Source organism: Variovorax sp. 278MFTsu5.1 (assembly GCF_048305045.1).
In the GTDB taxonomy this organism is placed as follows: domain Bacteria; phylum Pseudomonadota; class Gammaproteobacteria; order Burkholderiales; family Burkholderiaceae_C; genus Variovorax; species Variovorax guangxiensis.
Window position 1 is genome coordinate 440,040 of sequence record NZ_CP157622.1, and the last position, 16,349, is coordinate 456,388.

Consider the following 16,349-nt stretch of genomic DNA (forward strand, 5'->3'; position numbering starts at 1 on the left):
GATGACCTACAGCTTGAAGTCGTAGTCCACCGTGATCGGCGCATGGTCCGAAAACTTCACGGTTTTGTAGATTTGCTCGGTGCGCGCCAGCGCCGCGATCTTCGGCGTGGCCAGGTGGTAGTCCAGCCGCCATCCCACGTTGTTCGCATAGGCCTGCCCGCGGTTGCTCCACCATGTGTAGGCCTCGGCCGTGGTGTCGGGCTTGAGCATGCGGTAGACGTCCACCAGGCCCGCGCCCTCGGCGCCGGCATCGAGCAGCTTCGTCATCCAGGCGCGCTCCTCGGGCAGGAAGCCGCTGTTCTTCTGGTTGCCGCGCCAGTTCTTCAGGTCGATCTCCTTATGGGCGATGTTGATGTCGCCGCACAGCACGAACTCGCGCTCCTTCTTCAGGGCCACCAGGTGCGGGAAGAAGCCCTTGAGGAAGCGGAACTTGGCTTCCTGTCGTTCCTCGCCCGAGCTGCCGCTCGGGAAGTAGCAGCTGATCACGGAGAACTTGCGTTTGGGCGTGTCGAAGCGCAGTTCGAGGTAGCGGCCCTCGGCGTCGAATTCGGCGTCGCCCCAGCCCACCACGACCTGGCTCGGAGCGTGCTTGGTGTAGACCGCGGTGCCGGCGTATCCCTTCTTCTCGGCGAAGTGGAAATGGCCCTTGAGGCCGGCCATTTCCTCGAACCGGCCCTCGATGTCGCTGGCCTGGACGCGGATCTCCTGCATGCAAATACAATCCGGCGCAAGTTCGGCCACCCAGTCGGCCACGCCTTTGGTTGCGGCCGAACGCAGGCCATTGAGATTGAGACTGGTCAGTTTGAACACAAGGAATTTCCGATGGCTGTAGATGGTGAGAAAAGCAAAAGCAGCGCGATCGCCCAGGATTTCGTCCAGTTCGCCCTGGACGCCGGCGTACTGCGCTTCGGGGAGTTCAAGACCAAGGCCGGTCGGATGAGCCCCTACTTCTTCAACTCGGGGCTCTTCGACGACGGCGGCAAGATCGCCCGGCTCGCCGGATTCTATGCAGACCGCCTGATCGAGAGCGGCCTCGAGTTCGACATGATCTTCGGCCCCGCCTACAAGGGCATTCCGCTGGGCGCCACGGTGGCGGCCGAGCTTGCCCGCCGGGGCCGCAACTATCCCTTTGCCTACAACCGCAAGGAAGCCAAGGCGCATGGCGAAGGCGGCAACCTCGTGGGCGCGCCGCTCAAAGGACGCGTGCTGATCGTCGACGACGTGATGTCCGCCGGCACCGCGGTGCGCGAATCCATCGCCGCCATCGAGGCTGCAGGCGCCACGCCGCATGCCGTGGCCATCGCGCTCGACCGGCAGGAGAAGGCCACCGAGAACGGCGTCGACGTGGACCACAGCGCCGTGCAGTACGTGCGCAACCAGCTCGGCCTGTCGGTGATCGCCATCGCCACGCTGGACGACCTGCTGAGTTATCTCTCCGGCGACGCCGCGGCCGACCTGGGTGCTCACCGCGAGCGCGTGCTGGCCTACCGCGCGCGCTACGGCGCCAGCTGAAGACGCAGGGCCGCCGAATGCACCATCCTCATCCCGCACGCGACGCTCACGGTTCACCGGCCCGCCTGCTGGCGGCGGCATCATTTCTTCTAATGGCTTCCTCGTTTTGCGGCGCGCTGCAGGCGCAACCGCAGAAAGTGGAAGGCGCCTCTCCCGGCATCTACACCTGCACCGACGCCCGTGGCCGCACCCTGACGGCCGACCGGCCCATCGCCGAGTGCAGCGACCGCGAGCAGCGGGAGCTCAATCCGAGCGGCTCGACCCGCCGCAAGCTGGAACCCACCTACACCGCGCGCGAACTGCAGGAGCGCGAAGACCGCGCCCGCGAGGCCGCCATCGTGGCGGCGCGCCAGACCGACGAGCGGCGCCGCGAGCGGGCGCTGCTGGTGCGCTACCCCAACAGCGCCACGCACGACCGTGAACGCGCCGAGGCGCTGTCGCAGATCGATGCCGTGTCGGAGGCGGCGAAGAAACGCATCTCCGAGCTCAGTGAAGACCGCAAGAAGATCGACGAGGAGATGGAGTTCTACAAGCAGGACCCCACCAAGGCCCCGGCCGCGCTACGCCGCAGGATCGACGAGAACACGAAGAGCGTGGCGGTGCAGAACCGCTTCATCGCGGAGCAGGAAGACGAGAAGAAGCGGGTGAATGCGCGCTTCGACGAGGAGCGCATTCGCTTGAAGGCGCTGTGGACTCCGCAGAACGGCGGAAATCCCAGGTAACCCGCCAGGCTGCGCGCACTTCGTGTCGCTTCGCCAACCCCCTGCGGGGGACAACACCTGCGGCCCGGCAAAGCCGGTTCCGCGGTGTTCCCCGAAAAGACTTAGCTGAGCTTGGCCTTCAGCAACTCGGTGACCTGCGCCGGGTTCGCCTTGCCGCCGCTGGCCTTCATGACTTGGCCGACGAGGGCGTTGAGGGCCTTTTCCTTGCCGCCGCGGTATTCCTCGACGTTCTTCGCGTTCTTCGCGATCACCTCGTCGAGGATCTTGTCGAGGGCGCCGGCGTCGTTCATCGGCTTGAGGTCTTTCGCCTCGATGATCGCGTCGACGTCGCTGCCTTCGCCGGTCCACAGGGCCTCGAACACCTGGCGCGCGGCGTTGTTGGGCAAGGTGCCGTCGGCGATGCGCTTGACCAGCTGCGCGAGTTGCTGCGCCTTCACCGGCGCGGCCTCGATGCCGATCTCGGCGGCGTTCAGGCGGCGTGCCATCTCGCCGGTGATCCAGTTGCTCGCGAGCTTGGGCGTGGCGCCCGCCTTCACGGCTTCGTCGAAATAGCCGGCGAGCGCGGCGCTCTGCGTGAGCTGCGCCGCGTCGTATTCCGAAAGGCCATGGTCGCGCACATAGCGCTCGGCCATTGCGCGCGGCAGCTCGGGCATCTCGGCCTTCACGCGCTCGATCCAGTCGACGGCGATGACCAGCGGGGGCAGGTCCGGATCGGGGAAGTAGCGGTAGTCGGCCGAGTCTTCCTTGGCGCGCATGGCGCGCGTCTCGCCGGTGTCGGGGTCGAAGAGCACCGTGGCCTGCTCGATGGCGCGGCCGTCCTCGATCTCGTCGATCTGCCAGCGGATCTCGTAGTCGATCGCCTGCTGCATGAACTTGAAGCTGTTCAGGTTCTTGATCTCGCGGCGCGTGCCGAGCTTCTCGCCGGGGCGGCGCACCGACACGTTGGCGTCGCAGCGGAAACTGCCTTCCTGCATGTTGCCGTCGCAGATGCCGATCCAGGTGACGATCTTGTGCAGCTCCTTCGCATAGGCCACGGCCTCGGCGGTCGAGCGCATGTCGGGCTCGGTCACGATCTCCAGCAGCGGCGTGCCGGCGCGGTTCAGGTCGATGCCGCTCTGGCCGACGAAGTCCTCGTGCAGCGACTTGCCTGCGTCTTCCTCGAGGTGGGCGCGCACCAGGCGCACCGTCTTCTGCTCTTCGCCGACGAAGAACGTCACCGCGCCGCCCTGCACCACGGGAATCTCGAACTGGCTGATCTGGTAGCCCTTGGGCAGGTCGGGATAGAAGTAGTTCTTGCGCGCGAACACGCTGCGCGGCGCGATGTGCGAGCCCAGCGCCAGGCCGAGCTTGATGGCGCGTTCGACCGCGCCCTTGTTCATCACGGGCAGCGTGCCGGGCAGCGCCAGGTCGACCGCGCAAGCCTGCGTGTTGGGCTCGGCGCCGAAGGCTGTGGAGGCGCGGCTGAAGATCTTGCTCGCGGTGGAGAGCTGCGCGTGCGTCTCGAAGCCGATGATGACTTCATAGCCGCGCACCAGCGGGCCGGTCGGGCGGCCCTGTTGTTGTGCTTCGAAGGTGTTCACTGTCTCGCTCATTTCAGAAGCCCTCCGGCGTGCGGGCGTGCCAGTCGGTGGCCTGCTGGAAGCGGTGGGCCGCGTTCAGCAGCTTCGCTTCGCCGAAGTAGTTGCCGATCAGCTGCAGGCCCACGGGCATGCCGCCGTCGAAGCCCGCGGGCACGCTCATGCCGGGCAGGCCGGCCAGCGATGCGGGCAGCGTGAAGATGTCGGCGAGGTAGTCGGCTACGGGGTCGTCGCCGTGCTCGCCGATCTTCCAGGCGGTGGTGGGCGCGGCGGGGCCGGCGATCACGTCGCACTGCTTGAAGGCCTGCTGGAAGTCGTCGGCGATCATGCGGCGCACTTTTTGCGCCTGCAGGTAGTAGGCGTCGTAGTAGCCGTGCGAGAGCACGTAGGTGCCGATCATGATGCGGCGCTTCACTTCGTCGCCGAAGCCTTCGGCGCGGGTGCGTTCGTACATCTGCGTGAGCGCGCTCTTCCTGCTCGCGGGGTCGATGAAGTCCTTGGCGCGGTGGCCGAACTTCACGCCGTCGAAGCGGCTCAGGTTGCTCGAGGCCTCGGCCGCGGCGAGGATGTAGTACACCGGAATCGACAGCTCGGTGCGCGGCAGCGTGACCTCGACGCGCTTCGCGCCGAGCTTCTCGTACTGCGCGAGCGCCGCGTCGATGGCCGCGCGCACGCCGGGCGCCACGCCCTCGCCGAAGAACTCCTTCGGCACGCCGATGCGCAGGCCTTCGAGCGAGTCGTTCAGCGAGCGGCCGAAGTTCTCGGCGGGCTTGTCGAGCGAGGTGGAGTCGCGGTCGAGGTCGGGGCCGCAGAAGGCCGACAGCAGCAGCGCGCAGTCTTCCGCCGAGCGGGCCATCGGGCCGGCCTGGTCGAGGCTCGATGCGAAGGCCACCATGCCGTAGCGCGAGGCGCGGCCGTAGGTGGGCTTGATGCCGGTGATGCCGCAGAAGGAGGCGGGCTGGCGGATCGAGCCGCCGGTGTCGGTGCCGGTGGCCGCGGGGGCCAGCCGTGCAGCCACCGCAGCCGCGCTGGCGCCGGAGGAGCCGCCCGGAATGCGCTCGGTGTTCCACGGGTTGCGCACAGGCACGGCCTTGTCGTGGCCCACGGCGGGCACGGCGACGTTCTCGTTGGCCGAGCCCATGGCGAACTCGTCGCAGCTCAGCTTGCCCAGCGTGACCGCGCCGGCCTCGGCCAGGCGGCGCACCACGGTGGCGTCGAAGGGCGAGCGGTAGCCCGCGAGCATCTTCGAGCCGGCGGTGGTGGCGAAGTCGGTGGTGACGAAGATGTCCTTGTGCGCAATGGGCACGCCGGCCAGCGCCGGGGCGTCGCCCTTGGCGATGAGCGCGTCGGCGGCGCGCGCCTGGGCCAGCGTGACTTCCTCGTTCACGTCGACGAAGGTACCCAGCGACTGGTGCGCCTTCATGCGGCCCAGGAAGGCCTGCGAGGCCTCGACGGCCGATACCTTGCGTTCGGCCAGCGCCTTCGCCAGCTCGACAACGCTCAATTGGTGCAATTCACCGCTGCTGCTCATCATTCGATTACCTTGGGCACGAGGAAAAGGCCGGCTTCGACGGCCGGGGCGCTCTTCTGGTTGGCTTCGCGGTTATTGGGTTCGCTCACCACGTCGTCGCGCAGGCGCAGCGTGATGTCTTCGAGGGCGGCCACCGGATGGGCCAGCGGTTCGACGCCGGTGGTGTCGACGGAACGCATACGTTCGACTAAGTCGAAAAAGCCGTTGATCTGGCTGAGCATGCGCTCGCTTTCATCGGGAGCCAGCTGCAGCCTCGCCAGCGAGGCGATGCGCGCAATATCGGAAGCGGAGAGAGACATAGGTCGGAACGGCCCAAAAAAGCGGAGGTATTCGCACGCGGGAGCCGGTGCTAATACGGGAATCAGAGGGGATTCGGGTATTATCCCGCCTTTGCCGCAACCCCCGCGAACGCGCCGGCTTTTGCGCCAAAAACGATCAATTCACCCCGTCAAACGACCCAAAAAATAGAGCGACGACCTGCCGATGCGCAGGCCGTGCTCAGAGGATTCCGCACATGTTTGGAGCTTTCCGTCGGTACTTCTCCACCGACCTTGCGATCGACCTCGGCACCGCCAACACCCTGATATTCGCCCGCAACAAGGGCATCGTGCTCGATGAGCCCTCGGTCGTCGCAATCCGCCACGAAGGCGGTCCGCATGGCAAGAAGGTGATCCAGGCCGTCGGCCGAGAAGCCAAGGCCATGCTGGGCAAGGTGCCCGGCAACATCGAGGCGATCCGCCCGATGAAGGACGGCGTGATCGCCGACTTCGTGATCACCGAGCAGATGATCAAGCAGTTCATCAAGATGGTGCACCCGCGCACGCTGCTCACGCCGAGCCCGCGCATCATCATCTGCGTGCCCTGCGGCTCCACCCAGGTCGAGCGCCGCGCCATCAAGGACGCGGCCGAGGCGGCAGGCGCCACCTCCGTCTACCTCATCGAGGAGCCCATGGCCGCGGCCATCGGCGCCGGCCTTCCCGTCAGCGAGGCCTCGGGCTCGATGGTGGTGGACATCGGCGGCGGCACCACCGAGGTGGGCGTCATCAGCCTGGGCGGCATGGTCTACAAGGGCTCCGTGCGCGTGGGCGGCGACCGCTTCGACGAAGCCATCATCAACTACATCCGCCGCAACTACGGCATGCTGATCGGCGAGCCGACGGCCGAAGTCATCAAGAAGAACATCGGCTCGGCTTTCCCGGGCTCCGAAGTCAAGGAAATGGAAGTCAAGGGCCGCAACCTCTCCGAAGGCGTGCCGCGCAGCTTCACCATCAGCAGCAACGAAGTGCTGGAAGCCCTGACCGATCCGCTCAACAACATCGTCTCGGCCGTGAAGAACGCGCTGGAGCAGACGCCGCCCGAGCTGGGCGCCGACATCGCCGAGCGCGGCATGATGCTGACCGGCGGCGGCGCGCTGCTGCGCGACCTCGACCGCCTGCTGGCCGAGGAAACCGGCCTGCCGGTGCTGGTGGCCGAAGATCCGCTGACCTGCGTGGTGCGAGGCTGCGGCATCGCTCTCGAGCGCATGGACCGCCTGGGCAGCATCTTCACGAGCGAGTAAGGGGCGAAAGCCATCATCGGCCGGCCTCTGCTTGCGCAGGCCGGCTTTTTGTTATTTGATTCCGCACCACCGCCGAGTCTGAATTCATGCCCCTGGGCACGCTCGATCGCACAGCGCCACCCCTGTTCAACCAGGGCCAGTCGGCACTCAGCAAGCTGATCTTCTTCGGCGCGCTCTCCCTGTTCCTCATGGTGGCCGACGCGCGCTTCCACATCGTGCAGCCGATCCGGGCCGCTGTCGGGGCCGTGCTCTATCCGGTGCAGTGGGTGGCGCTGAAGCCGGTGCAGGCGGTGCTGGGCGGCGGGCGCTATTTCGAAGACCTGCAGACCGCCCAGCGCAACGAGGAAGACGCCCGCAAGGCGCTGATGGCTCAGGCCGAGCGCGCCGCCCAGGCCGACACGCTGGCGCAGGACAACGCCCGCCTGCGCGAACTGCTCGAGTTGCGCCAGACCACCACCACGCCGGGCCGCGCCGCCGAGGTGCTCTACGACGCTGCAGACCCCTACACCCGCAAGATCGTCATCGACCAGGGCATGGCCCAGGGCGTGCAGCCCGGCTCGCCGGTGATCGACGCGCGCGGCGTGCTCGGGCAGGTCACGCAGGTGCTGCCCTTCACGAGCGAGGTCACGCTGGTGATCGACCGCGACCTTTCCATTCCCGTGCAGAACACCCGCACCGGCGTGCGCAGCGTGGCCTTCGGCGACGCTTCGGCGCACGGCGGCGGGCTGGAGCTGCGCTTCATGGCCGCCAACGCCGACTTGCAGGAGGGCGACCTGCTGTCCACCAGCGGCGTCGACGGCATCTACCCCGCCGGCCTGCCGGTGGCGAAGATCGAGCGCATCGAGCGGCGTGCCGACTCCGCCTTCGCCCGCATCTACTGCCTGCCGCTGGCCCACGTGACGGCCGCGCGCTACGTGCTGGTGCTCGAACCCACCGGCACGCCCGCCGCGCCGCCGCCCCCGGCACCCGCCGTCACCCAGCGCAAGCGCCCCGAGGGCAAGCCCGGCGCCGGCAAGAACGAGAAGAAACCGGGAGCGCGCCCATGATCAAGCGTCCAGGCCAGCAGCAGCTCCTGCTGCCCGTCAGCCCGGTCTTCATGTGGAGCAGCCTCGTGGTGGCGCTGCTCATCAACATGATCCCGATCGGCCGCGCCGTCTGGATGCCCGACCTGCTGGCGCTCGTCATCGTTTTCTGGGGCGTGCACCAGCCCGCGCGCGTGGGTATCGGCGCGGCCTTCGTGTTCGGCCTGTGCATGGACGTGCACCAGTCGTCGATGCTGGGGCAGCACGCGCTCTCCTACACCACGCTGGGCTTCTTCGCGATCACCATCCACCGGCGGCTGCTCTGGTATCCGGTGGCCTCGCAGGCGCTGCAGGTGCTGCCGCTCTTTGCGCTCTCGCAGCTGATCGAGGTGGTCACGCGGATGATCGGCGGCGGCGTGTTCCCGGGCTGGACGGTGCTGGCCTCGCCGGCCATCGAGGCGGCGCTCTGGCCCCTTGCGACCGCACTGCTGCTGGCCCCCCAGCGCAGAACGCCGGAACCGGACGAGAACCGCCCCCTCTAAGCCCAGCCCCTCCCGCATTTGCCTTCGCACCTGCGCGCGCCTAAGCTCCCATCGCCATGACCGAAATCCGCAACGTCGCCGCCGATCTTGCGCGCTTCAAGCGCCGCGTGATCGTCATCGGCCTGGCGGTGCTCTTCGCGTTCGGGCTGCTGTGCGCGCGGCTGGTCTACCTGCAGGTCACGCGCCACGAAGACCTGGCCGAGCAGGCCGAGAGCAACCGCACGGCGGTGGTGCCGGTGGTGCCGAACCGGGGGCTCATCCTCGACCGCAACGGCATCGTGCTGGCCTCCAATTACTCGGCCTACACGCTGGAGATCACGCCCTCGAAGGTGGGCGACGTGGAGGAGACCATCGACAGCCTCACGCAGGTGCTCGAAGTCTCTCCGCGCGACCGCCGCCGCTTCAAGCGCCTGCGCGAAGACTCTCGCAGCTTCGACTCCATTCCCATCCGCACCCGCCTGAGCGACGAGGAAGTCGCCCGCTTCGCCGCCCAGCGCTACCGCTTCCCGGGCGTGGAGATCAAGGCGCGCCTCTTCCGCAACTATCCGCAGGGCGAGTTGGCCTCGCACGTGCTCGGCTACATCGGCCGCATCAACCAGCGCGAGAAGACCGCGATGGAGGACTGGGACGAGGAAGACCAGGCCAACTACAAGGGCACCGACTACATCGGCAAGCTCGGCATCGAGCAGAGCTACGAGAAGACGCTGCACGGCCAGACCGGCGTCGAGCAGATGGAGACCTCCGCCGGCGGCCGCGCCGTGCGGCGGCTGGCCAGCCACCCGGCCACGCCGGGCAACACGGTGATGCTGTCGCTCGACATCAAGCTGCAGAAGCTGGTGGAGGACATGTACGGCGAGCGCCGCGGTGCGCTGGTGGCCATCGACCCGAAGACCGGCGAGATCCTCGCCTTCGTGAGCAAGCCCACCTTCGACCCCAACCTCTTCGTCGAGGGCATCGACAACGAGAGCTGGGCGGCGCTCACCGAATCCATCGACAAGCCGCTCTTGAACCGCGCCCTGCGCGGCACCTACCCGCCGGGCTCCACCTACAAGCCCTTCATGGCGCTGGCGGCGCTGCAGACCGGCAAGCGCGGCCCCAGCGTGGTGGTGAACGACCCCGGCTACTTCAACTTCGGCGGCCACCGCTTCGGCAGCCCCGAGGGCAACCTCGGCGGCGTCGACATGCGCCGATCGATCCAGCTGTCGAGCAATATCTACTACTACTCGCTGGCCAACGAGATGGGCGTGGACATGATCCACGACTTCATGAAGCCGCTGGGCTTCGGCCAGATCACCGGCATCGACCTCGGCGGCGAGGTGCGCGGCGTGCTGCCCAGCACCGAGTGGAAGCGCAACACTTACAAGCGCCCCGAGCAGAAGAAGTGGTATGCGGGCGAGACCATCTCGCTGGGCATCGGCCAGGGCTACAACAACTTCACCATGCTGCAGCTGGCGCAGGCCACCGCCACCATCGCCAACGGCGGCCTCAAGCACAAGCCTCACCTCGCGCTGGCCACGCGCGACACCGTCAGCGGCAACGTGGTGCCACTGCCGCAGCCCGCGGCGGAGAACCTTGGCTTCACGGCCGCCAACATCGCGGTGATCCGCGAGGGCCTGACCAGCGTGGTCACCAGCGGCACCGCGCGCGGCGTGTTCGCGGGCGCCAGCTACCAGGCGGCCGGCAAGACGGGTACGGCGCAGGCGGTGTCGATGGGCCAGAACACCAAGTACAACGCGCGCGCGCTCGAGGAGCACCAGCGCGACCACGCCCTCTTCATGGCCTACGCGCCGGTGAACGACCCGAAGATCGCCGTGGCGGTGATCGTCGAGAACGCCGGTTGGGGCGCAGGCGCTGCAGCCCCCATCGCTCGCCGGGTCTTCGACTACTGGCTCGCGGACCAGTACCCGAGCGAAGCCGACATGGCCGCCATCAAGATCGGCAAGGCGACCGCGCCGATCGGCAAGCCGCGCGTGGCGAGCGAAGTGGCCTGGCCGGCCGCTTCGGCCACGCCCGCCACCGCGCCCTGATGCCTTGCTCCCTCTCCCCTTGGGGAGAGGGGTGGGGTGAGGGCATCGGCGGCGGATTCGATGCGGCGCTTCATTGGAGGCACCTGGCCCTCTCCCCGAGGGGAGAGGGAAGAAGACTCTCAGACCACCGTTCCGCTGACCTCACCTAGCCCGATCCGCACCGCGCCCGGTCGCTCGCAGTAACCGCGAATGGTCAGCGTGTCCCCGTCCTCCAGGAACGTCCGCTTCTCGCCGTTAGGCAGCGTGATCGGCTGCTTGCCGCCCTGCGTCAGCTCGATCAGCGAGCCGGCTTCGTCGGGCTTCGGGCCCGAGAGGGTGCCCGAGCCCAGCATGTCGCCCGGCTGCAGGTTGCAGCCGTTGACCGTGTGGTGCGCGACGAGCTGCGCTGCCGTCCAGTAGGCCGCCTCGGTGGTGTTGCCGCGCGTCAGGCGCACGGGCGCCACGCCCTCGGCGCGCATCTTCGCGGTCTGCAGCAGCACTTCGAGCGTGATGTCGAGCGCGCCGCTCTCGCGGTTGGAGGCCGAGTCGAGGTACGGCAGCGGCTGCGGGTCGCCGGCGGGGCGCTCGAACTTCGAGCGGAAGGGCGCCAGCGCCTCCATCGTCACGAGCCACGGCGACAGCGTGCTGGCGAAGTTCTTCGACAGGAAGGGGCCGAGCGGCTGGTATTCCCAGGCCTGCAGGTCGCGCGCCGACCAGTCGTTGAGCAGCGTCACGCCGAACAGGTGCTCCTCGGCGTCGGCGATGGCGATGGGTTCGCCCTGCGCGTTGCCGCGGCCGATGAAGAAGCCCAGCTCCAGCTCGTAGTCCAGCCGCTTCGACGGCCCGAATGTCGGCTCGGCCGCGTCGGGCGCCTTGGTCTGGCCGTTCGGGCGCTTGAAGACCTGGCCGCTCACGCCGATGGACGAGGCGCGGCCGTGGTAGCCGATGGGCACCCACTTGTAGTTGGGCATCAGCGGCTGGTCGGGGCGGAACAGCTTGCCGATGGTGGTGGCGTGGTGGATGCCCGTGTAGAAGTCGGTGTAGTCGCCGATGCGGCAGGGCACCGTCATCTCGGCCCTGGCCTGCGGCAGCAGCGCCTTCGACCAGGCGGCCTGCTTGTCGCTGCCTTCGGCCAGGCCCGCCGAGATGGCGGCGCGCAGCGCCTGGCGTTCCTTCGTGCCGGCGTCCATCAGCACGTTCATGTCGTCGGTGTCGATCAGGCCGGTGGCGCGCAGGTCCAGCACCTGGTCGCCGATGGCGACGCCGATGCGGAAGGCTTCGCTGCTGCCGGCGGTGCGGAAGCGGCCGAAGGGCAGGTTCTGGATCGGGAAGTCGGTGCCGGCCTCGTTGGCCGATGCGACCCAGCTGCGCAGCTTCGGGTCATGGGTGGCGTTCAGTGCGGTCATGGATGTCTTTCTGTACTTGATCTGTCTGTGTTCAGTCTGCGGTCATGCCGGCCTTCTTCGCCACATCGCCCAGGCGCTGGTATTCGGTCTCGGTCAGCGTGGTGAGCTCCTGCGGCGTGGAGCCGCGCGGCGAGAAGCCGGCTTGCGCCAGCTTGGCCTTCACATCGGGCATCGCGAGCGCTTCCACGAAAGCCTCGTTCAGCGCCTTCACCACCGGCGCCGGCAGCTTCGCCGGGCCGTACACGCCGAACCACGGCTCCAGCGCGTAGCCCTTCAGGCCCGCCTCGGCCATGGTCGGCACGTCGGGCAGCGAGGGCGAGCGCGCCGGGCCCGCCACCGCCAGCGCGCGCAGCTTGCCGGCCTGGATGTGCGGCAGCGAGGCCGGCAGGTTGTCGAACATCACGCCGATGTTGTTGCCCAGCATGTCGGTGATGGCCGGGCCGCTGCCCTTGTAGGCGACGTGGACGAGCTCGGTGCCGGTCATCTGCGCGAACATCACGCCCGCCAGGTTCATCGAGGTGCCGGCGCCCGCGGTGGCGTAGGGCAGGCCGGGGTTCTTCTTCGCGGCGGCGATCAGCTCGGGCACCGACTTCACGGCCGAGGCCGCCGGCACTTCGAGCACGATGGTCGAGGTGCCAAGCAGGCTGATGGCGGTGAAGTCCTTGCGCGGATCGAAGGCCATCGACTTGTAGATGTGCGGGTTCAACGCGTTGGTCGAGATCGCGCCGAAGCCGATGGTGTAGCCGTCGGGCGCGGCCTTGGCCACCGCGTCCATGCCGATGTTGCCGCCAGCGCCGCCGCGGTTGTCGACTAGCACCGGCTGGCCCAGCTTCTCCGACACTTTCTGGCCCACGGTACGCGCCACCAGGTCGGTGGTGCCGCCGGGCGTGTAGGGCACGATGAAGCGGATGGGCTTCGAGGGGTAGTCGGCCGCGTGCGCGAGGAAGGGAGCGGCGAGCAGCGCCATGGCCGCAGCGCGGCGCGTGAGGGTGAACACGGTCTTCATGCCTTGAATTGATCCTTGAGGCCCGCCCAGCAGTCGGCGTAGTCGGTGTCCAGCGCGGGGCTCTTCAGCGCGAAGTTCGTCGGCACGAAGCGATAGCGGCTCTCGAACATGAAGGCCAGCGTGTTGTCCAGCTTGTGCGGCTTGAGGTCGGCGTGGGTGGCCTTGTCGAAGGCTTCCTCGTCGGGGCCGTGCGGCACCATGCAGTTGTGCAGGCTCGCGCCGCCGGGCTTGAAGCCGCCGGGCTTGGCGTCGTACTCGCCCAGCACCAGGCCCATGAACTCGCTCATCAGGTTGCGGTGGAACCACGGCGGACGGAAGGTGTTCTCCATCACCATCCAGCGCGGCGGGAAGATCACGAAGTCGCAGTTGGCCGTGCCGGGGGTGTCGCTGGGCGAGGTCAGCACGGTGAAGATCGACGGATCGGGATGGTCGAAGCTGATCGAGCCGATCACCATGAAGTGCGCCGTGTCGTACTTCACCGGCGACAGGTTGCCGTGCCAAGCGACCACGTTGAAGGGCGACTGCTTCATCGGCGCCTGCCAGAAGCGGCCGCCGAACTTCTTGACGATCTCGTAGCCGCCTTCCTCCGTCTCGAAGGCCGCCACCGGTGCCTGGAAGTCGCGCGCGTTGGCCAGGCCGTTCGAGCCGATCGGGCCCAGCTCCGGCAGGCGGAAGTGCGCGCCGTAGTTCTCGCAGACGTAGCCGCGTGAGAGGCCGTCGGGCAAGGCGACCTTGAAGGCCATGCCGCGCGGCAGCACCGCGATCTCGCCGGGCTTCACGTCGAGCACGCCCAGCTCGGTCGTGATGACGAGGCGGCCCTGCTGCGGCACCACCAGCATCTCGCCGTCGGCGTTGACGAAGGCGCGGCGCTCCATCGAGCGGCCTGCGAGGTACATCAGCGAGCCGATGCCGACCTGCGACTCGGCGTCGCCGTTGGCCGCGATGGTGCGCATGCCGTCGATGAAGTCGGCCTTGGCCGCCGCTTCGTCCAGCGGCTGCGGATGCCAGCGCAGCGGCTCGGGCGGCAGCGCGACCTCGCGGTCGGCGCCGGTGGTCCACAGCGGCTGCGCATAGGCCTGGTAGCGGCCCGACACCACCGAGGGCTGGCGGCGATACAGCCACGTGCGGCGGTTCTCGTGGCGCGGCGCGGTGAAGGCGGTGCCGGAGAGCAGCTCGGTGTAGAGGTCGAGAGGTCCGCGCTGCGGGTTGTTGCGGCCCTGCGGCAGCGCGCCGGGCACGGCCTCGGAGGCGTATTCGTTGCCGAAGCCGCTCTGGTAGCGGCGCTCGGTGGAAGAGGTTGCGGCGGTCATGTGGTCCTCATGGATTGACTTGAATGGGGGTCGAAGGCGGGGTCGGGACGCGGAGGACGCGAAGGTTTCGCGAAGAGCGCGAAAGAAACAAGGAAAGAAATTTTGAAATTCTTTTCTGCGTCCTTCGCGAAACCTTCGCGTCCTCTGCGTTCGGCTGTCCGCATCCGAGTGCCTACTTCGCAGCCGCGAGCGCTTCGCGCAGCACGGCGAGCGAGCCGATGTGGTTGGCCAGCACCAGCACGAGGCGCGCGTTGTACGCGTTGCTCTCGTCGGTGCTCAGGCCCTGGTGCGCGTCGATCAGCGCTTCATAGAAATCGTCGGGCGCCTCGAGGTGCGCTTCGGTGATCAGCTTGGGGGTGGATGCGGTCATGGGTTCGTTCCCTCAGTGTTTGCCGAGCGCACGATCGACGGCGTTGCGCACCTGCGCCGCCGACGGGGCGCGCCAGCGCGCGCACACGTGCTGGTCGGGGCGCAGCAGGTACACGGTGCCGGGGCGGGCGTCGTAGCGCTGCGCGGCGAACTCGCTGCCGCGGGCGCCGTCGTCCATGCGCACCACGTGCAGCGGCCGGTCGCAAGCCCTCAGCGCGGCCAGGCTGCGCTCGGCCGCCTCGCCCTGGCCGAATACCAGCGCGGTGAACTGCGCGACATGGCATTCGCGCAGCAGCCAGCCGGTGCTGCCGTCGGCATGAACCACGGGCGCGTCGGCCGCGGCGGCGCCGGGCACCATCGCGCCCGAGAAGGCGTCGGCGTCGGGCGTGTTCAGCGGCGAGTCGCGCAGCACCGAGGGCACCGACAGCCGGCCGCTGTTGACCAGCGTGCGCGCGAAGGCGTGGCGCTTCGTCAGCTCCAGCACCGCGTCACGGAAGAGGCGGCTCACCTCGCTCTTGGGCGTGATGAAGTCGGTGGCGCGGGTGGAATTGCGGATGTTCTCGTCGGCGGCGTACTCGCGCTCGCTGGCGTAGCTGTCGAGCAGCGCGTCGGGCGCGTCGCCCTGCACCACGGCGGCGAGCTTCCAGGCGAGGTTGTCGGCGTCCTGCACGCCCGAATTGGCACCGCGCGCGCCGAAGGGCGACACGCCGTGGGCCGAGTCGCCCGCGAACAGCACGCGGCCGTGGCGGAAGCGCTCCATGCGCTGGCAGGCGAAGGTGTAGACGCTGGCCCAGCCGATCTGGAACTGCACGCCCTCGAAGCCGATGCTGTCGAGCAGCGCGCGCACGCGCGGCGTGATGTTCTCGGGCTTGCGCTCTTCCACCGGGTCGGCGTCCCAGCCGAGCTGGAAGTCCACGCGCCACATGCCGTCGGCCTGCTTGTGCAGCAGCACGCTCTGGCCGGGGTGGAACGACGGGTCGAACCAGAAGCGGCGCTCGGTTGGCAGGTCGGCGTCCATCGTGATGTCGGCGATCAGGAAGCGGTCGCGGAACACGCGGCCCTTGGCCTCCAGGCCCAGCATCTGGCGCGTGCTGGAGCGCGAGCCGTCGCAGGCGGCCACGTAGTCGGCCTGCAGCCGGTAGCTGCCCTCGGGCGTTTCCACCGTCAGCACCGCGCCGTCGTCGCTTTGCTCGATGCCGGTGACCTTGTTGTTCCAGCGCAGGTCGACCAGCGGCAGCGCCGCCGCGCGCTCGACGAGGTAGCCCTCGACGTAATACTGCTGCAGGTTGATGAAGGCCGGGCGCTCGTGGCCGGGTTCGGGCAGCAGGTCGAAGCGGTAGACCTGCTCGTCATGGAAGAACACCTTGCCCACGTTCCACGACACGCCCTTGTCGACCATGCGGTCGCCGCAGCCCAGGCGGTCGAACACCTCCAGCGTGCGCTTGGCGAAGCAGATCGCGCGCGAGCCGCTGGAGAGCGTGTTGTCGTTGTCTAGCAGCACCACGGGCACCTGCCGCAGCGCGAGGTCGATGGCCAGCGTGAGGCCCACGGGGCCCGCGCCGACGATCACGACGGGATGGCGCGCCGGTGCCGCCGCGTCCTGGTCGGCGTGGCGCCTGTAGTCGAAGCGCAGGCTCTGATAGTCGATCACGTACTTGTCTCCGTGTCTTTTGTCCTTGTCTTGCTCCTTTCCCGCTGGGGGAAGGCCGGGGTGGGGGCACGACAGCGTTCACTTCGGGCGCTCTGCCTGCCCCCACCCCAACCCTCCCCCAGCGGGGGAGGGAGCAA

General features: G+C 68.2%; 15 protein-coding genes. 6 read left to right on the forward strand and 9 right to left on the reverse strand.

Annotation, left to right across the window (positions count from 1 at the left end):
- Positions 1-6: 6 nt before the first annotated feature.
- Positions 7-810: an exodeoxyribonuclease III gene (locus ABL844_RS01940; RefSeq protein ID WP_126022399.1), complete on the reverse strand. Its 804-nt coding sequence runs from the start codon at positions 808-810 to the stop codon at positions 7-9.
- A gap of 12 nt (positions 811-822) precedes the next feature.
- Here ABL844_RS01940 and pyrE point away from each other — a divergent pair, with 12 nt between their 5' ends.
- Together pyrE and ABL844_RS01950 are read left to right on the forward strand one after the other, a co-directional pair.
- Positions 823-1,512 carry an orotate phosphoribosyltransferase gene (pyrE, locus tag ABL844_RS01945; protein ID WP_184640332.1) on the forward strand — a complete coding sequence of 230 codons (690 nt, stop codon included), beginning with the start codon at positions 823-825 and terminating at the stop codon, positions 1,510-1,512.
- Positions 1,513-1,604: 92 nt separating this feature from the next.
- Complete coding sequence (locus ABL844_RS01950; protein ID WP_260319358.1) at positions 1,605-2,234, forward strand: DUF4124 domain-containing protein; 630 nt, start codon at positions 1,605-1,607, stop codon at positions 2,232-2,234.
- 101 nt (positions 2,235-2,335) lie between these two features.
- Here the strand turns inward: ABL844_RS01950 and gatB are convergent, their stop codons facing one another.
- The 3 genes from gatB to gatC are packed head-to-tail and all read right to left on the reverse strand — an operon-like array spanning position 2,336 to position 5,641.
- Entirely contained in the window at positions 2,336-3,826 is a 1,491-nt protein-coding gene (gene gatB / locus ABL844_RS01955; protein WP_418130329.1) for an Asp-tRNA(Asn)/Glu-tRNA(Gln) amidotransferase subunit GatB, read from the reverse strand.
- 1 nt (position 3,827) lies between these two features.
- Positions 3,828-5,342, reverse strand: coding sequence for an Asp-tRNA(Asn)/Glu-tRNA(Gln) amidotransferase subunit GatA (gatA, locus tag ABL844_RS01960; protein WP_418130330.1), 1,515 nt, complete (start codon positions 5,340-5,342; stop codon positions 3,828-3,830).
- Positions 5,342-5,641: an Asp-tRNA(Asn)/Glu-tRNA(Gln) amidotransferase subunit GatC gene (gene gatC / locus ABL844_RS01965; protein ID WP_126022394.1), complete on the reverse strand. Its 300-nt coding sequence runs from the start codon at positions 5,639-5,641 to the stop codon at positions 5,342-5,344. Before gatC ends, gatA begins: the two co-directional genes overlap by 1 nt.
- Positions 5,642-5,856: 215 nt before the next feature.
- Here gatC and ABL844_RS01970 point away from each other — a divergent pair, with 215 nt between their 5' ends.
- The 4 genes from ABL844_RS01970 (at position 5,857) to mrdA (ending at position 10,491) form a co-directional block, all read left to right on the forward strand.
- Positions 5,857-6,900 carry a rod shape-determining protein gene (locus tag ABL844_RS01970; RefSeq protein WP_007833435.1) on the forward strand — a complete coding sequence of 348 codons (1,044 nt, stop codon included), beginning with the start codon at positions 5,857-5,859 and terminating at the stop codon, positions 6,898-6,900.
- Between the two features lie 86 nt (positions 6,901-6,986).
- Entirely contained in the window at positions 6,987-7,946 is a 960-nt protein-coding gene (gene mreC / locus ABL844_RS01975; protein WP_126022393.1) for a rod shape-determining protein MreC, read from the forward strand.
- A complete protein-coding gene (mreD, locus tag ABL844_RS01980) occupies positions 7,943-8,464 on the forward strand; it encodes a rod shape-determining protein MreD (protein WP_019655414.1) in 522 nt (173 codons plus the stop codon). Before mreC ends, mreD begins: the two co-directional genes overlap by 4 nt.
- Positions 8,465-8,520: 56 nt before the next feature.
- Complete coding sequence (gene mrdA / locus ABL844_RS01985; RefSeq protein ID WP_184640322.1) at positions 8,521-10,491, forward strand: penicillin-binding protein 2; 1,971 nt, start codon at positions 8,521-8,523, stop codon at positions 10,489-10,491.
- A gap of 119 nt (positions 10,492-10,610) precedes the next feature.
- Here the strand turns inward: mrdA and fahA are convergent, their stop codons facing one another.
- The 5 genes from fahA to ABL844_RS02010 all read right to left on the reverse strand — a co-directional run bounded on the left by fahA (position 10,611) and on the right by ABL844_RS02010 (position 16,212).
- A complete protein-coding gene (gene fahA / locus ABL844_RS01990) occupies positions 10,611-11,876 on the reverse strand; it encodes a fumarylacetoacetase (RefSeq protein WP_418130331.1) in 1,266 nt (421 codons plus the stop codon).
- A gap of 31 nt (positions 11,877-11,907) precedes the next feature.
- Complete coding sequence (locus ABL844_RS01995) at positions 11,908-12,882, reverse strand: Bug family tripartite tricarboxylate transporter substrate binding protein (protein WP_418130332.1); 975 nt, start codon at positions 12,880-12,882, stop codon at positions 11,908-11,910.
- Positions 12,879-14,192 (reverse strand): homogentisate 1,2-dioxygenase, encoded by a 1,314-nt coding sequence (gene hmgA / locus ABL844_RS02000; protein WP_418130333.1) that lies wholly within the window; start codon positions 14,190-14,192, stop codon positions 12,879-12,881. The genes ABL844_RS01995 and hmgA overlap by 4 nt, the downstream gene beginning before the upstream one ends.
- A 172-nt stretch (positions 14,193-14,364) precedes the next feature.
- Positions 14,365-14,562 carry a DUF2783 domain-containing protein gene (locus tag ABL844_RS02005; RefSeq protein ID WP_126022388.1) on the reverse strand — a complete coding sequence of 66 codons (198 nt, stop codon included), beginning with the start codon at positions 14,560-14,562 and terminating at the stop codon, positions 14,365-14,367.
- 12 nt (positions 14,563-14,574) lie between these two features.
- Positions 14,575-16,212: an FAD-dependent oxidoreductase gene (locus tag ABL844_RS02010; RefSeq protein ID WP_418130334.1), complete on the reverse strand. Its 1,638-nt coding sequence runs from the start codon at positions 16,210-16,212 to the stop codon at positions 14,575-14,577.
- Positions 16,213-16,349: the final 137 nt, after the last annotated feature.

Bases quoted from the DNA above. Each gene is read 5' to 3' on its own strand.
- pyrE (WP_184640332.1), top strand. From the start codon at position 823: ATGGCTGTAGATGGTGAGAAAAGCAAAAGCAGCGCGATCGCCCAGGAT.
- ABL844_RS01950 (WP_260319358.1), top strand. From the start codon at position 1,605: ATGGCTTCCTCGTTTTGCGGCGCGCTGCAGGCGCAACCGCAGAAAGTG.
- gatB (WP_418130329.1), bottom strand. From the start codon at position 3,826: ATGAGCGAGACAGTGAACACCTTCGAAGCACAACAACAGGGCCGCCCG.
- gatA (WP_418130330.1), bottom strand. From the start codon at position 5,342: ATGAGCAGCAGCGGTGAATTGCACCAATTGAGCGTTGTCGAGCTGGCG.
- gatC (WP_126022394.1), bottom strand. From the start codon at position 5,641: ATGTCTCTCTCCGCTTCCGATATTGCGCGCATCGCCTCGCTGGCGAGG.
- ABL844_RS01970 (WP_007833435.1), top strand. From the start codon at position 5,857: ATGTTTGGAGCTTTCCGTCGGTACTTCTCCACCGACCTTGCGATCGAC.
- mreC (WP_126022393.1), top strand. From the start codon at position 6,987: ATGCCCCTGGGCACGCTCGATCGCACAGCGCCACCCCTGTTCAACCAG.
- mreD (WP_019655414.1), top strand. From the start codon at position 7,943: ATGATCAAGCGTCCAGGCCAGCAGCAGCTCCTGCTGCCCGTCAGCCCG.
- mrdA (WP_184640322.1), top strand. From the start codon at position 8,521: ATGACCGAAATCCGCAACGTCGCCGCCGATCTTGCGCGCTTCAAGCGC.
- fahA (WP_418130331.1), bottom strand. From the start codon at position 11,876: ATGACCGCACTGAACGCCACCCATGACCCGAAGCTGCGCAGCTGGGTC.
- ABL844_RS01995 (WP_418130332.1), bottom strand. From the start codon at position 12,882: ATGAAGACCGTGTTCACCCTCACGCGCCGCGCTGCGGCCATGGCGCTG.
- hmgA (WP_418130333.1), bottom strand. From the start codon at position 14,192: ATGACCGCCGCAACCTCTTCCACCGAGCGCCGCTACCAGAGCGGCTTC.
- ABL844_RS02005 (WP_126022388.1), bottom strand. From the start codon at position 14,562: ATGACCGCATCCACCCCCAAGCTGATCACCGAAGCGCACCTCGAGGCG.